Source organism: Klebsiella sp. C349492, assembly GCF_042055345.1.
Taxonomy (GTDB): domain Bacteria; phylum Pseudomonadota; class Gammaproteobacteria; order Enterobacterales; family Enterobacteriaceae; genus Klebsiella; species Klebsiella scottii.
Genome location: NZ_JANQCE010000002.1, coordinates 579,246 through 594,049, shown reverse-complemented (window position 1 = coordinate 594,049; position 14,804 = coordinate 579,246). Strand labels below are relative to the sequence as shown.

General features: G+C 57.7%; 12 protein-coding genes. 10 read left to right on the top strand and 2 right to left on the bottom strand.

Features of this window, described 5'->3' with window-relative positions; translation table 11 throughout:
• Positions 1-3: 3 nt before the first annotated feature.
• From kdpB to potE, 7 genes are all read left to right on the top strand, one after another.
• Complete coding sequence (gene kdpB, locus NWP14_RS10455; protein WP_095095108.1) at positions 4-2,052, top strand: potassium-transporting ATPase subunit KdpB; 2,049 nt, start codon at positions 4-6, stop codon at positions 2,050-2,052.
• 10 nt (positions 2,053-2,062) lie between these two features.
• Positions 2,063-2,638, top strand: coding sequence for a potassium-transporting ATPase subunit KdpC (kdpC, locus tag NWP14_RS10450; RefSeq protein WP_095095105.1), 576 nt, complete (start codon positions 2,063-2,065; stop codon positions 2,636-2,638).
• Positions 2,639-2,640: 2 nt separating this feature from the next.
• Complete coding sequence (gene kdpD / locus NWP14_RS10445) at positions 2,641-5,328, top strand: two-component system sensor histidine kinase KdpD (RefSeq protein ID WP_375215284.1); 2,688 nt, start codon at positions 2,641-2,643, stop codon at positions 5,326-5,328.
• 28 nt (positions 5,329-5,356) lie between these two features.
• Positions 5,357-6,034 carry a two-component system response regulator KdpE gene (gene kdpE, locus NWP14_RS10440; RefSeq protein ID WP_095095103.1) on the top strand — a complete coding sequence of 226 codons (678 nt, stop codon included), beginning with the start codon at positions 5,357-5,359 and terminating at the stop codon, positions 6,032-6,034.
• A gap of 277 nt (positions 6,035-6,311) precedes the next feature.
• Positions 6,312-6,416 (top strand): leader peptide SpeFL, encoded by a 105-nt coding sequence (speFL, locus tag NWP14_RS10435; protein ID WP_143350131.1) that lies wholly within the window; start codon positions 6,312-6,314, stop codon positions 6,414-6,416.
• 256 nt (positions 6,417-6,672) lie between these two features.
• A complete protein-coding gene (gene speF / locus NWP14_RS10430; RefSeq protein WP_375215283.1) occupies positions 6,673-8,871 on the top strand; it encodes an ornithine decarboxylase SpeF in 2,199 nt (732 codons plus the stop codon).
• Positions 8,868-10,187 carry a putrescine-ornithine antiporter gene (potE, locus tag NWP14_RS10425; RefSeq protein ID WP_095095101.1) on the top strand — a complete coding sequence of 440 codons (1,320 nt, stop codon included), beginning with the start codon at positions 8,868-8,870 and terminating at the stop codon, positions 10,185-10,187. The genes speF and potE overlap by 4 nt, the downstream gene beginning before the upstream one ends.
• Positions 10,188-10,286: 99 nt before the next feature.
• On the opposite strand, the gene pgm is transcribed toward potE, so the two are convergent.
• Both pgm and seqA read right to left on the bottom strand, forming a co-directional pair.
• Entirely contained in the window at positions 10,287-11,927 is a 1,641-nt protein-coding gene (gene pgm, locus NWP14_RS10420; RefSeq protein WP_095095097.1) for a phosphoglucomutase (alpha-D-glucose-1,6-bisphosphate-dependent), read from the bottom strand.
• A 33-nt stretch (positions 11,928-11,960) separates the two neighbouring features.
• Positions 11,961-12,509, bottom strand: coding sequence for a replication initiation negative regulator SeqA (seqA, locus tag NWP14_RS10415; RefSeq protein WP_095095093.1), 549 nt, complete (start codon positions 12,507-12,509; stop codon positions 11,961-11,963).
• 183 nt (positions 12,510-12,692) lie between these two features.
• Here seqA and ybfF point away from each other — a divergent pair, with 183 nt between their 5' ends.
• The 3 genes from ybfF to fldA all read left to right on the top strand — a co-directional run bounded on the left by ybfF (position 12,693) and on the right by fldA (position 14,574).
• A complete protein-coding gene (gene ybfF, locus NWP14_RS10410; protein WP_375215282.1) occupies positions 12,693-13,466 on the top strand; it encodes an esterase in 774 nt (257 codons plus the stop codon).
• Positions 13,467-13,599: 133 nt separating this feature from the next.
• Positions 13,600-13,893: a LexA regulated protein gene (ybfE, locus tag NWP14_RS10405; RefSeq protein ID WP_095095086.1), complete on the top strand. Its 294-nt coding sequence runs from the start codon at positions 13,600-13,602 to the stop codon at positions 13,891-13,893.
• 150 nt (positions 13,894-14,043) lie between these two features.
• Positions 14,044-14,574: a flavodoxin FldA gene (gene fldA, locus NWP14_RS10400; protein WP_148250773.1), complete on the top strand. Its 531-nt coding sequence runs from the start codon at positions 14,044-14,046 to the stop codon at positions 14,572-14,574.
• The last annotated feature ends 230 nt before the right edge of the window (positions 14,575-14,804 follow it).

The following is a 14,804-nucleotide window of genomic DNA, read 5'->3' as shown; positions in this document are numbered from 1 at the left end:
GTTATGAGTCGCAAACAATTAGCCCTGCTGGAGCCGACGCTGGTGCGCCAGGCGCTGCTGGACGCGGTGAAAAAGCTGAACCCTTCGGTGCAGTGGCGTAACCCGGTGATGTTCATTGTCTGGATCGGCAGCCTGGTCACCACCCTGCTCGCCATCGGCATGACCAGCGGACATATTGCCGGCAGCGCCGGTTTTACCGCCGCCGTGAGCATCTGGCTGTGGTTTACCGTGCTGTTCGCTAACTTTGCCGAAGCGATGGCGGAGGGGCGCAGTAAAGCCCAGGCCAACAGCCTGAAAGGCGTCAAAAAGACCTCATTCGCCCGTAAACTACGCGCCCCGCAGCACGATGCCCGGATCGACCATATTCCGGCCGAGGATTTGCGCAAAGGCGACGTGGTGCTGGTGGAAGCCGGCGATATCATTCCCTGCGATGGCGAAGTGATTGAAGGCGGCGCTTCGGTAGATGAGAGCGCCATTACCGGGGAATCGGCGCCGGTGATCCGCGAATCCGGCGGCGACTTCGCGTCGGTCACCGGCGGGACGCGCATTCTCTCCGACTGGCTGGTGATCCGCTGCAGCGTTAATCCCGGCGAAACCTTCCTTGACCGGATGATCGCGATGGTGGAAGGCGCCCAGCGGCGCAAAACGCCGAACGAGATCGCGCTGACGATCCTGCTGATCGCCCTGACGCTGGTGTTCCTGCTGGCCACCGCCACTATCTGGCCCTTCTCCGCATGGAGCGGCAATGCGGTCAGCGTAACGGTACTGGTGGCGCTACTGGTATGCCTGATCCCCACCACCATCGGCGGCCTGCTGTCGGCCATCGGCGTCGCCGGGATGAGCCGCATGCTGGGCGCGAACGTTATCGCTACCAGCGGGCGCGCGGTTGAAGCCGCCGGCGACGTTGACGTTCTGCTGCTGGATAAAACCGGCACCATCACCCTCGGCAACCGTCAGGCCTCGGCCTTCCTGCCGGCCCGCGGCGTGGAGGAGCGAACCCTCGCCGACGCGGCGCAGCTCTCCTCCCTGGCGGATGAGACGCCCGAAGGCCGCAGCATCGTGGTGCTGGCTAAACAGCGGTTCAATCTCCGCGAACGCGACCTGCAGTCGCTGCAGGCGACCTTCGTTCCGTTCACCGCCCAAACGCGGATGAGCGGCATCAACATCGATCAGCGCATGATCCGCAAAGGCTCGGTCGATGCCATTCGTCGCCACGTCGAGGCCAACGGCGGCCACTTCCCGGCGGACGTCGACAAACAGGTGGAAGAGGTCGCCCGCCTGGGCGCCACGCCGCTGGTGGTGGCCGAAGGCGAGCGCGTGCTGGGGGTTATTTCGCTGAAAGACATCGTCAAAGGCGGGATCAAGGAGCGCTTTGCCCAGCTGCGCAAGATGGGCATCAAAACGGTGATGATCACCGGCGATAACCGCCTGACCGCGGCGGCGATTGCCGCCGAAGCGGGGGTCGATGATTTTCTCGCCGAAGCCACGCCGGAAGCCAAGCTGGCGCTGATTCGCCAGTACCAGTCCGAAGGTCGGCTGGTGGCGATGACCGGCGACGGTACCAACGATGCCCCGGCGCTGGCCCAGGCCGACGTCGCGGTGGCGATGAACTCCGGTACCCAGGCGGCAAAAGAGGCCGGAAATATGGTCGACCTCGACTCCAACCCGACCAAATTAATTGAGGTGGTGCATATCGGTAAGCAGATGCTGATGACCCGGGGTTCGTTAACCACCTTCAGTATCGCCAACGACGTGGCGAAATATTTTGCCATTATTCCGGCCGCCTTTGCCGCCGTCTACCCGCAGCTCGCCATGCTCAACGTGATGCGCCTGCACTCGCCGTCATCGGCGATCCTCAGCGCGGTTATCTTTAACGCGCTGATTATCGTCTTCCTGATCCCGCTGGCGCTGAAGGGCGTGAGCTATCGCCCGCTGTCGGCATCGGCCATGCTGCGCCGTAACCTGTGGGTCTACGGTCTTGGCGGGCTGCTGGTGCCGTTTATCGGCATCAAAATCATCGATCTGCTGCTGACCCTGACCGGGTTGGTGTGAGGAAAATACCATGTCATTCATTCGTCCGGCCGTTGTGCTATTTATCCTGTTAACGCTGCTCACCGGCGGGCTCTATCCGCTGCTCACCACCGCTCTGGGGCAGTGGTGGTTCCCCCAGCAGGCGAACGGTTCGCCGATCCTCCTCAATGGCGAAGTGCGCGGCTCCAGCCTGATTGGGCAAAATTTTACCGCCGCAGGCTATTTCCAGGGACGTCCTTCGGCTATCGCCCAGACGGCGGACAGTCCGCTGGCGTCCGGCGGAAGCAACCTCGCCGCCAGCAACCCGGCGCTGGATAAAGCCATCAGCGAACGAGTCGCGGCGCTACGCCGCGCCAACCCGGACGCCAGCCCACGGGTGCCGGTGGAGCTGGTCACCGCCTCGGCGAGCGGGCTGGATAACGGCCTGACTCCGGCGGCGGCGCTGTGGCAGGTTCCGCGCATCGCCAAAGCCCGCAGTCTGAGCGCGGAGCAGGTCACCCGGCTGGTGAATGAGGCGACGCAAAAACCGCTGGTCAGTTTTCTCGGCCAACCTGTGGTAAATATACTGCAGCTGAATATGGCGCTGGATGCCCTGAAGGATAACTAAAAATGAGTGACGAGCCGCTGCGCCCGGACCCTGACCGTCTGTTGCAACACGCCGCCGACCCGCATCGCGGGAAGCTGAAGGTGTTCTTTGGCGCCTGCGCGGGCGTCGGTAAAACCTGGGCGATGCTGGCGGAGGCGCAGCGGCTGCGTGCCCAGGGGCTCGATATTCTGATTGGCGTGGCGGAAACCCACGGGCGTAAAGAGACGGCGGCGATGCTGGAGGGGCTGAGCACCCTCCCCCCGCGCCGTTTCTCCCACCGCGGGCGCTACGTTCAAGAATTCGATCTCGACGCCGCCCTGGCCCGCCGCCCGGCGCTGATTCTGGTCGATGAGCTGGCGCACAGCAACGCCCCCGGCTCACGCCACCCCAAACGCTGGCAGGACGTCGAAGAGCTTCTTGAAGCCGGAATCGACGTCTTTACCACCGTTAACGTCCAGCATCTGGAAAGCCTGAACGACGTGGTCAGCGGCATCACCGGCGTGCAGGTCCGCGAAACCGTCCCCGACCCGTTCTTTGATGCCGCCGATGACGTGGTGCTGGTCGATCTCCCGCCCGACGATCTTCGCCAGCGCCTCAACGAGGGGAAGGTTTATATCGGCGGCCAGGCCGAACGCGCCATCGAAAACTTCTTTCGCAAAGGTAACCTGATTGCCCTGCGCGAGCTGGCGCTGCGCCGCACCGCCGACCGGGTCGATGAGCAGATGCGCGCCTGGCGCGACCGCCAGGGTCAGGAGAAGGTCTGGCACACCCGCGACGCCATCCTGCTGTGCATTGGCCACAATACCGGCAGCGAGAAGCTGGTACGCGCCGCCGCCCGCCTGGCGGCCAGGCTCGGCAGCGTCTGGCACGCGGTCTACGTTGAAACCCCCTCGCTGCATCGCCTGCCGGAAGCCAGGCGGCGGGCGATCCTCGCGGCGCTCAGGCTCGCCCAGGAGCTGGGCGCGGAGACCGCCACCTTGTCCGATCCTTCGGAAGAGAAAGCGGTTTTGCACTACGCGCGGGAACATAACCTCGGCAAGATCGTTATTGGCCGTCAGCGTCAGCGCCGCTGGTGGGATCGGCAGGGTTTTGCCGACCGCCTGGCCCGCCACGCGCCGGACCTCGATCTGGTGGTTATCGCCCTTGATGAAAAGAGCGCTCCCCTGCCCGCTCGCGCCGGCGATAGCCGCACCACGATGGATAAGTGGCGTCTGCAGCTGCAGGGCTGCTGCGTCGCGGTGGCAATATGCGCGGTAATTACGCTCGTCGCCATGCAGTGGCTGGTGGCCTTTGAGGCCGCTAACCTGGTGATGATCTACCTGCTCGGGGTGGTGGTTATCGCCCTGCTGTACGGCCGCTGGCCGTCGGTGCTGGCGACGGTTATCAACGTCGTCAGCTTCGATCTGTTCTTTATCGCCCCGCGCGGGACGCTGGCGGTTTCCGACGTCCAGTATCTCCTGACCTTCGGAGTCATGCTCACCGTTGGCCTGGTGATCGGCAACCTTACCGCCGGCGTGCGCTACCAGGCCCGCGTGGCCCGCTACCGCGAGCAGCGCACCCGCCACCTGTATGAGATGTCAAAAGCGCTGGCGGTCGGGCGCAGCCGGGAAGATATTGCGCTGACCAGCGAGCGCTTTATCGCCTCTACTTTCCAGGCCCGCGGCCAGCTCCTGCTGCCCGACGATAGCGGAGCTCTACGCCCGCTGACCCAGCAGACGGGGCTCACCTCGTGGGATGATGCGATTGCGCGCTGGAGTTTCGATAAAGGCCAGCCCGCCGGCGCGGGTACCGATACGCTGCCCGGCGTTCCCTATCAGATTCTGCCGCTGAAAAGCGCCGCCCGCAGCTGGGGGCTGCTGGTGGTTGAGCCGGATAACCTGCGCCAGCTGATGATCCCCGAGCAGCAGCGCCTGCTGGAGACCTTTACCCTGCTGGTCGCCAGCGCCCTTGAGCGGCTGACGCTCACCGCCAGCGAAGAGCAGGCCCGGCTTAACAGCGAACGCGAAAGCCTGCGTAACTCCCTGCTGGCGGCGCTGTCGCATGATTTACGCACCCCGCTGACGATCCTCTTCGGTCAGGCGGAGATTCTGACCCTCGACCTGGCGAGCGAAGGATCGAAGCACGCGCCGCAGGCCAACGAAATTCGCCAGCACGTGCTCAACACCACCCGGCTGGTGAATAATCTGCTGGATATGGCGCGGATCCAGTCCGGCGGCTTTAATTTACACAAAGAGTGGCTCACCCTCGAAGAGGTGGTCGGCAGCGCGCTGCGGATGCTGGAGCCGGGTCTCGGCGGCCAGCATATTCAGCTGGCGCTACCCGACCCGCTGCTGCTGGTTCACGTTGACGGGCCGCTGTTTGAGCGGGTGCTGATCAATCTGCTGGAGAATGCGCTGAAGTACGCCGGACCGCAGGCGCAAATCGGCATTACGGCGCAGGCCGACGATCGCCAGCTGCTGCTCAACGTGTGGGATAATGGCCCGGGGATCCCCTTGGGCCAGGAGCAGGCTATCTTTGATAAGTTCGCCCGCGGTCATAAAGAGTCCGCGATCCCAGGCGTAGGGCTGGGGCTGGCAATCTGCCAGGCGATCGTCGAGGTCCACGGCGGCACCATCGCCGCGCAAACGCGCCCTGAGGGCGGCGCCTGCTTCCGTGTTACACTGCCGCGAGAAGCGCCACCGGAGCTGGATGAGTGGTGCGGCGACGCCTGACCTGACTGCAAGCACTAGCCGAGGAACCGTGATCAACGTTCTTATTATTGAAGATGAACATGCTATTCGTCGCTTTCTGCGCACCGCGCTGGAAGCCGACGGCATGCGCGTATTTGAAGCCGAAACGCTGCAGCGCGGTCTTCTCGAAGCCGCAACCCGCAAGCCTGACCTGACGATCCTTGACCTTGGCCTCCCCGATGGCGACGGCAGCGATTTTATTCGCGAAGTGCGCCAGTGGAGCCAGATGCCGATTATCGTGCTGTCGGCACGTACGGAAGAACAGGATAAGATTGCCGCGCTGGATGCCGGCGCCGATGACTATCTGAGTAAGCCGTTTGGCATTGGCGAGCTGCAGGCGCGGCTGCGGGTCGCGCTGCGCCGCCACGCCGGCGCCCAGGCCGATGAGCCCATCGTCCGCTTTTCCACTATCCAGGTTGATATCCCGGCGCGGCGTATCCTTCGCGGCGAGGAGGAAGTGCATCTGACTCCGATTGAGTTCCGCCTGCTGGCTGCGCTGCTGAATAATGCCGGCAAAGTGCTGACCCAGCGCCATCTGCTGAATCACGTCTGGGGGCCGAACGCGGTGGAGCACAGCCACTATCTGCGAATTTATATGGGGCATCTGCGGCAAAAGCTGGAGGTTGATCCCGCGCGGCCGCAGCATCTGCTGACCGAGACCGGCATTGGCTACCGGTTTATGCCGTAAATTCTTTTTCATTTATTTTTAATAAAAATAATTTTATTTGCAGAAAAAATCTCATTGCTGAGGAAATAATATTTCCCCGGCAACGAATCATTTCACCCTCATAATGTAACAAAAAATCAACTTAACAAGAACAACAAAGACAATCATAACAAGAACGCAACAAAAACCAGTCAAATATATTGCCATTGATCTGTTTTATTGATAAACTTCACGGAAACTATCAGTTTTACAAATAAAATGACTGCACTTTCAACAGAAAATGAAAGGAACGTTAAAAATGGAAAACAATAACCGACTAATGCCTCATATAAGGCGTACAACGCATATTATGATGTTCTCTCACCGCAATAGCTTCGATTTTCATTTCTTTAATGCCCGATAGTCTTCTGACTTCGGGCACTCAGTATGCAGGTCTTCCCGATCCCTTGTGATACGGGGGAATTCCTGCACTCCGCGTGGTGCTCACCCACATAAACCCTGAATTAACCATGACCGGATACGGTAGGGTTTATTGTATCTAAAAAAAGCAATTTACTGATTTTATTATCAGCGAGACGGTTTTGCTTTTTTTCCGGAGATATCAATTTCTCATGCGAGAAGTTGAGGGCCAGCCATTACCAAAAATAAAGAGTTAAAAAATGTCAAAATTAAAAATAGCCGTAAGTCGTCTCTGCCCGGATAGTTTTTCGACGCAGCGCAGCATCATTAATGTTAATGAAACAAGTTTTATTGATATTGCTGCAGTGGTACTTTCCATCAATGATATTGAAGAAGGAAAACTCGACGAAATCGATGCAACAGGCTACGGCATCCCGGTCTTCGTTACGACGCATGGCGAAGAGCGGGTGCCGGCGGAATATTTACCGCGTATATCGGGTGTTTTCGAACACAACGAAGCGCGCAGCGCATTCTACGGCCGCCAGCTGGAAACCGCAGCCAGTCACTATGAAACCCAGCTGCGTCCGCCTTTCTTCCGCGCCCTGGTCGACTATGTCAATCAGGGTAACAGCGCTTTTGATTGTCCCGGTCATCAAGGAGGCGAGTTTTTCCGGCGCCACCCGGCGGGAAATCAGTTCGTTGAGTACTTTGGAGAGACGCTTTTCCGCGCCGACCTGTGCAACGCCGATGTAGCCATGGGGGATCTGCTTATCCATGAAGGCGCGCCCTGCATCGCCCAGCAGCACGCGGCGAAAGTCTTTAACGCGGATAAAACCTATTTTGTCCTCAACGGGACGTCATCATCCAACAAGGTTGTGCTTAATGCCCTGCTAACGCCGGGTGACCTGGTGCTCTTTGACCGTAATAACCATAAATCCAACCATCACGGCGCCTTGCTACAGGCCGGCGCCACGCCGGTCTACCTGGAGACAGCGCGTAACCCCTATGGTTTTATCGGCGGGATTGACGCCCATTGCTTTGAAGAGGGCTACCTGCGCGAGCTTATTTGCGAAGTCGCGCCGCAGCGGGCCACGGACGCGCGCCCCTTCCGCCTGGCGGTCATTCAGCTTGGAACCTATGACGGTACTGTTTATAACGCCCGTCAGGTCGTTGATAAGATTGGCCATCTATGCGACTACATTCTGTTTGACTCCGCCTGGGTGGGTTATGAACAGTTCATTCCGATGATGGCCGATTGCTCTCCGCTGTTATTAGAACTGAATGAGAACGATCCGGGTATTTTGGTCACCCAGTCCGTGCACAAGCAACAGGCCGGCTTCTCCCAGACCTCGCAGATCCATAAAAAAGATAGCCATATCAAAGGACAGCCGCGCTACGTGCCGCATAAACGCATGAATAACGCCTTCATGATGCACGCCTCCACCAGCCCGTTCTACCCGCTCTTCGCGGCACTTGATATCAACGCCAAAATGCATGAGGGGATCGGCGGGCGTAACATGTGGATGAATTGTGTGGCGAACGGCATTGATGCGCGCAAGCTGATCCTCGATAACTGTCAGCATATTCGACCGTTTGTACCGGAAACGGTCGATGGAAAACCCTGGGCATCTTACCCCACCGCGCAAATCGCCAACGATCTGCGTTTCTTCCACTTTGTCCCCGGCGAACAGTGGCATGCATTCGAGGGCTACGCGGAACAGCAATATTTCGTTGATCCCTGCAAACTTCTGCTCACCACCCCAGGTATCAATGCACGCAGCGGCGAATATGATGACTTTGGCGTACCGGCAACCATTCTCGCCAACTTTCTGCGTGAAAACGGCATTGTCCCGGAGAAATGCGACCTCAACTCGATCCTTTTTCTGCTGACGCCTGCGGAAGATATGGCCAAGCTGCAGCAGCTCGTTGCCCTGCTGGTGCGTTTCGAAAGCCTGCTGGCGTCCGACGTGCCGCTGGCCGACGTTCTGCCATCAATCTACCGGCAACATGAAGCGCGTTATGCCGGTTACACCCTGCGCCAGCTGTGCCAGGAGATGCACGATCTGTATTCCCGCAACAATGTGAAACAGCTGCAAAAAGAGATGTTCCGCAAAACGCACTTTCCCCGCGTCAGTATGAATCCTCAACAGGCCAACTACGCCTATCTGCGCGGAGAGGTTGAGCTGGTTCGCCTTGGGGATGCGGAAGGAAGAATTGCGGCGGAAGGCGCACTTCCTTACCCACCGGGCGTTCTTTGCGTTGTCCCCGGCGAAGTCTGGGGCGGCTCAGCGCTGCGTTATTTCAGCGCGCTGGAAGAAGGGATCAATCTGTTGCCAGGTTTTGCACCTGAGTTGCAGGGTGTGTATATCGAAGAACTGGACGGCCGTAAGCAGGTATGGTGCTACGTCATTCAGCAATGCGCCCCCAGGCACGCTCTGCTGAAAGGGGAAAAACTATGAGCAAGCCTAAGTCCAACAAAATGGGCGTTGTCCAGCTCACTATTCTGACCATCGTGAATATGATGGGCTCCGGGATCATTATGCTGCCGACCAAGCTTGCGGAGGTGGGTACCATCTCGATCATTTCATGGTTGGTGACCGCCGTCGGTTCAATGGCGCTGGCATGGGCATTCGCTAAGTGCGGGATGTTCAGCCGTAAATCCGGTGGGATGGGCGGCTACGCCGAGTATGCGTTCGGTAAATCCGGCAACTTTATGGCCAACTATACCTATGGCGTTTCGCTGCTGATTGCCAACGTCGCAATCGCGATCTCCGCCGTCGGCTACGGCACCGAGCTGTTCGGCGCCGCGCTGTCGCCGGTACAGATCGGTCTCGCAACCATCGGCGTGCTGTGGCTGTGCACCGTCGCCAACTTTGGCGGCGCGCGCATTACCGGACAGATCAGTAGTATCACCGTCTGGGGGGTGATCATTCCGGTTGTCGGCCTGTGCGTCATCGGCTGGTTCTGGTTTAGTCCAACCCTCTACGCCAGCTCATGGAATCCGCACCACGTACCGTTCTTCTCGGCCGTTGGTTCTTCCATTGCGATGACGCTGTGGGCCTTCCTCGGGCTGGAGTCGGCCTGCGCCAACGCCGAAGTCGTGGAAAATCCGGAACGCAACGTGCCCATTGCGGTGCTGGGAGGTACGCTGGGTGCGGCGGTAATTTATATCATCTCAACCAACGTGATTGCCGGGATTGTGCCAAATATGGATTTAGCTAACTCCACGGCACCGTTCGGGCTGGCCTTCGCGCAGATGTTTACTCCGGAAGCAGGCAAGGTCATCATGGCCCTGATGGTGATGTCCTGCTGCGGTTCGCTGCTCGGCTGGCAGTTCACTATCGCCCAGGTCTTTAAATCATCGGCCGATGAAGGCTATTTCCCGAAAATCTTCTCTCGGGTCACAAAAGTGGACGCTCCGGTTCAGGGTATGCTGACCATCGTGATCATCCAGAGCGGACTCGCGCTGATGACTATCAGTCCGTCGCTGAACAGCCAGTTCAATGTACTGGTAAACCTGGCGGTAGTGACCAATATCATCCCGTATATTCTGTCGATGGCCGCGTTGGTGATTATTCAGAAAATGGCGAACGTCAATCCGGCGAAAGCCAAATCCGCCAACGTTGTGGCCTTTATCGGCGCACTGTATAGCTTTTACGCGCTCTACTCCTCCGGCGAAGAAGCCATGCTGTACGGCTCGATCGTCACCTTCCTCGGTTGGACGCTTTATGGTCTGGTATCGCCACGTTTTGAGCTGAAAAACAAACACGGCTGATACCTGGCGAACCCGGATTATCGGCGATGCGCAGGAGCGGCTGGTGAGGTAATCTGAGTACAGTGATATAAAAAAGGAGCCCTGCGGCTCCTTTTTCGTTTAGGCGTTTTTCAGCACTTCGCTGACAATTTCTACCGCCTCTTTCTCAATCTGCTTGCGATGCTCTTCGCCGAGGAAGCTTTCGCAGTAGATCTTGTAGGCGTCTTCCGTGCCTGACGGACGGGCGGCAAACCAGCCGTTATCGGTCATCACTTTCAGACCGCCGATCGACGCGCCGTTGCCAGGCGCGGCGGTCAGGCGAGCGGTGATTGGATCGCCCGCCAGCGTACTTGCGCTGACCATCTCCGGCGACAGCTTCGACAGCGCCGCTTTTTGCGCGGAAGTTGCCGATGCCTGCAGGCGGTTATAGCTCGGCGCGCCGAAGCGTGCGGCCAGCTCATCATAGTGCTGCTGCGGGTTTTTACCAGTGACGGCGGTGATTTCCGCGGCCAGCAGGCACATGATGATACCGTCTTTGTCGGTGGACCACGGCGTGCCGTCAAAACGCAGGAACGAAGCGCCCGCGCTCTCTTCACCGCCGAAGCCAAAGCTGCCGTCAAACAGGCCGTCAACGAACCATTTAAAGCCTACCGGCACTTCCACCAGCTTACGGCCAAGGTCACCGACCACGCGGTCGATCATCGCCGAGGAGACCAGCGTTTTGCCGACGGCAACCTCTTTGCCCCACTGCGGACGGTGCTGGAACAGATAGTTGATCGCCACCGCCAGATAGTGGTTCGGGTTCATCAGACCGGCCGGGGTAACGATGCCGTGACGGTCGTAATCCGGATCGTTGGCGAAGGCCAGATCAAACTTGTCGCGCAGCGCCAGCAGGCCGGCCATCGCACACTCGGACGAGCAGTCCATGCGGATGGCGCCGTCTTTATCCAGATGCATAAAGCGGAAAGTTTGATCGACATGATCGTTAACGATGGTCAGATTCAGCTTGTAGTACTCTGCGATGCGCTTCCAGTATTCAATACCGGAACCGCCCAGCGGATCGACGCCAAGCTTGAGGCCCGCTTTTTGAATCGCCGCCATATCGACGATATCCGCCAGCCCTTCAATAAACGGCTGAACCAGATCCTGCTCTTTCACGTGGCCGGAGGCCAGAGCAGCATCGAGGGAGATGCGCTTCACGCCCTGCAGGCCGGAAGCCAGCAGTTCGTTAGCCCGGTTCTCCACCACCTTGGTGACGTTGGTATCAGCCGGACCACCGTTCGGCGGGTTGTACTTGATACCGCCATCTTCCGGCGGGTTATGCGACGGCGTAATCACGATGCCATCCGCCAGCGGACCACCATTTTTGTTGTGCACCAGAATAGCGTTGGAAATCGCCGGCGTCGGGGTGAAGCCGTTGTTTTCCTGCACGATCACATCAACACCGTTAGCTGCCAGTACTTCCAGTACGGAAATAAAGGCCGGCTCGGAGAGCGCATGGGTATCCTTACCGACGTAGCATGGACCGGTAATACCGTTCTTCGCGCGATCTTCCGCAATTGCCTGAGCAATCGCCAGAATATGCTGCTCGTTGAAGTTATGGCGACCTGCGCTGCCGCGATGGCCAGAGGTCCCGAACTTCACCGCATGCTCCGCATTGCCTGCTTCCGGCTTCAGTACATAGTACTGGGCAGTCAGCTGGGCGACGTTAATCAAATCACTCTGTTGTGCAGGCTGCCCCGCACGCTTATCGATTGCCATTGCCTGATCCTTCTGATGCAAGGGTGAATAAAGCTAGATCGTGCCGCAAACCTTCTCAATCAACTCCGCGGGGAATTGCATTGACTGCATGATATGTTCAATCATGCTGCATTTACGGCCAGTATTGGTATTGGTAATCACCCACCACGGCGTGCCGGGGACCTGCTTAGGTTTGGTCTGATTGCCGCTTTTCAGCAGGATGCGGGCGTCTTCAGCGAAATAGGTACGCGTACGTCCGTGCAGAGACTCGGTGGCCGCAGCAAACGCTTTGCCGTCCAGCGAGTAAAGCGTCGTCAGTACCAGCATAAAACGGTTTACCGCGCGCTTTTGTTCGGCATATTCATCAGATAACAGCAGCTCGCGCACGGCGCGGACCTTATCCTTCACCGGATTCGCGGGCCTGGCCTCAACAACAGCGGTCGGAGCCGGAGCCGGCGCGGCTTTCGCGACGGAGGTGGCAGTCTGGGAAGCGGCGGAAAATTTCAGCATGCGCCGTAAAATGTCGGATGCACTCTCACCAATATGCTGGGTGTGGCTGGCAATATAGCGATAGAGATCATCATCAACTTCAATTGTTTTCATCTTAATCCAGTGCGATATCTTATTCTGAATACAAGTTGTCAGGATTATAAGGACAAATCCTAACCGCGGATAGCGTCAAACCAGGATGGCGGTAAAACTCAGATAGCTCTGGGTCTTGCAGCCGGATGGCAGAATGTCCAACATAATACCCTAACCCGACGGAGCGAAAAAAAGAACTTTGCCATGAAATTAAATAGCCGCGCGCAATCTGCACAAAATCCGCACAATAATTCCCCTGTGGTCCTGGTTCACGGTCTGTTTGGCAGCCTTGATAACCTCGGTATCCTCGCACGCGACCTGGTCGCCGACTACGATATTTTGCAGGTCGATATGCGCAATCACGGTCTTTCCCCGCGCGATCCGCAGATGACCTACGCCGCTATGGCTCAGGATCTGCTCGACACCCTTGACGATCTTCAGCTGGAAAAAGCGACCTTTATCGGCCACTCAATGGGCGGTAAAGCGGTGATGGCGCTGAGCGCCCTGGCCCCGGAACGCATCGACGGCCTGGTGGCTATTGATATCGCGCCGGTGGATTATCACGTCCGTCGCCATGACGAAATCTTTGCCGCCATTAACGCCGTGACCGCTGCCGGCGCCGCAACCCGTCAGCAGGCGGCGGCAATTATGCGCGAGCATCTGCAGGAAGAGGGAGTCATTCAGTTTCTGCTGAAATCCTTCGTTGACGGCCAGTGGCGTTTTAACGTGCCGGTCCTGTGGGATCAATATAGCCATATCGTCGGCTGGCAGCCGGTTCCCGCGTGGCCGCATCCGGCCCTGTTTATCCCAGGCGGCAACTCTCCCTACATGACCGATGAATATCGCGACGCGCTGCTGGCTCAGTTCCCTCAGGCCCGCGCGCACGTGATTGCCGGCGCAGGCCATTGGGTCCATGCGGAGAAACCGGAAGCGGTATTGCGCGCAATTCGCCGATATCTCTCCTCTTTAGCGGCATAACTGGCTAAAAACTGCCCGACCGCGCCGCAGAATGCCCGCGGTCGTTGGCGCAGCGGTTCGCCTGATGTATTATGGCGCGCTATCTGTGTCGGCAATGGCCCGACAACTCGTTTCCCCGAAGTCACTCTGAATCATGGCAAAAGAACAAACGGACCGTACGACATTAGATTTGTTCGCAACCGAGCGTCGCCCGGGTAGACCAAAGACCAATCCGCTTTCGCGCGACGAGCAGCTGCGCATCAATAAACGCAACCAGCTTAAACGCGACAAAGTTCGCGGCTTAAGGCGCGTGGAGCTCAAGCTCAACGCTGAAGCGGTTGATGCGCTCAACGAGTTAGCTGATGCCCGTAATATGAACCGTAGCGATCTGATTGAAGAGATGTTGATGAACCAGCTGGCAGCCCTGCATAGCCAGGGTAAAGTCTGAGAAACCTCAAAAACAACACTTTCATGTAGCAGAGTGTGCAGTCGGGTGTGATTGCTGTTTCCGCGCCCTTCCCTGTTCTGCTATGATTGCCGTTATCTGCGGGCATTACGCCACTACCACATCATTAAGTTTCAAGAGGTTATTTTACTCATGGCAATCATCGGCATCTTTTTTGGCAGCGACACCGGCAACACCGAAAATATTGCAAAAATGATCCAAAAGCAGCTTGGTAAAGATGTTGCTGATGTTCACGACATTGCCAAAAGCAGCAAAGAAGACCTGCAAGGTCATGATATTCTGCTGCTGGGCATCCCAACCTGGTACTACGGTGAAGCGCAGTGTGACTGGGATGATTTCTTCCCGACGCTGGAAGAGGTCGATTTCAACGGTAAGCTGGTAGCCCTGTTTGGCTGCGGCGACCAGGAAGACTACGCTGAATACTTCTGTGACGCGCTGGGTACCATTCGCGACATCATCGAACCGCGCGGCGCAACCATCGTCGGCCACTGGCCGACTGCAGGCTACCATTTTGAAGCCTCTAAAGGTCTCGCCGATGACGACCATTTCGTCGGTCTGGCTATCGATGAAGACCGTCAGCCTGAGCTGACCAACGAGCGCGTAGAGAAGTGGGTTAAACAGATTTCTGAAGAACTGCATCTCGAAGAAATCAAAAACGCCTGATCGTTAAACGGCGCTACCTTCGGGTATCGCCGTATTGATAGGTAAAAGCAATAAAACTAATAGCTACAAGTTTTTAACTTTTAATCACATATCTGTACAATGTCCTCTGATTTAACGAGGAGACGTGACACAGTTTGTAGCGTGTGCCTCGTTTTTGACAGCATACAAGGCTCGATGCTTGCGGTTTTCATTTCATCATGGCAGTTCTATAATGAGACGCATTACATCGG

What these genes read in the sequence shown, in the direction of transcription:
- kdpB (WP_095095108.1), top strand. Translation starts at nt 4, where the DNA reads ATGAGTCGCAAACAATTAGCCCTGCTGGAGCCGACGCTGGTGCGCCAG.
- kdpC (WP_095095105.1), top strand. Translation starts at nt 2,063, where the DNA reads ATGTCATTCATTCGTCCGGCCGTTGTGCTATTTATCCTGTTAACGCTG.
- kdpD (WP_375215284.1), top strand. Translation starts at nt 2,641, where the DNA reads ATGAGTGACGAGCCGCTGCGCCCGGACCCTGACCGTCTGTTGCAACAC.
- speFL (WP_143350131.1), top strand. Translation starts at nt 6,312, where the DNA reads ATGGAAAACAATAACCGACTAATGCCTCATATAAGGCGTACAACGCAT.
- speF (WP_375215283.1), top strand. Translation starts at nt 6,673, where the DNA reads ATGTCAAAATTAAAAATAGCCGTAAGTCGTCTCTGCCCGGATAGTTTT.
- potE (WP_095095101.1), top strand. Translation starts at nt 8,868, where the DNA reads ATGAGCAAGCCTAAGTCCAACAAAATGGGCGTTGTCCAGCTCACTATT.
- pgm (WP_095095097.1), bottom strand. Translation starts at nt 11,927, where the DNA reads ATGGCAATCGATAAGCGTGCGGGGCAGCCTGCACAACAGAGTGATTTG.
- seqA (WP_095095093.1), bottom strand. Translation starts at nt 12,509, where the DNA reads ATGAAAACAATTGAAGTTGATGATGATCTCTATCGCTATATTGCCAGC.
- ybfF (WP_375215282.1), top strand. Translation starts at nt 12,693, where the DNA reads ATGAAATTAAATAGCCGCGCGCAATCTGCACAAAATCCGCACAATAAT.
- ybfE (WP_095095086.1), top strand. Translation starts at nt 13,600, where the DNA reads ATGGCAAAAGAACAAACGGACCGTACGACATTAGATTTGTTCGCAACC.
- fldA (WP_148250773.1), top strand. Translation starts at nt 14,044, where the DNA reads ATGGCAATCATCGGCATCTTTTTTGGCAGCGACACCGGCAACACCGAA.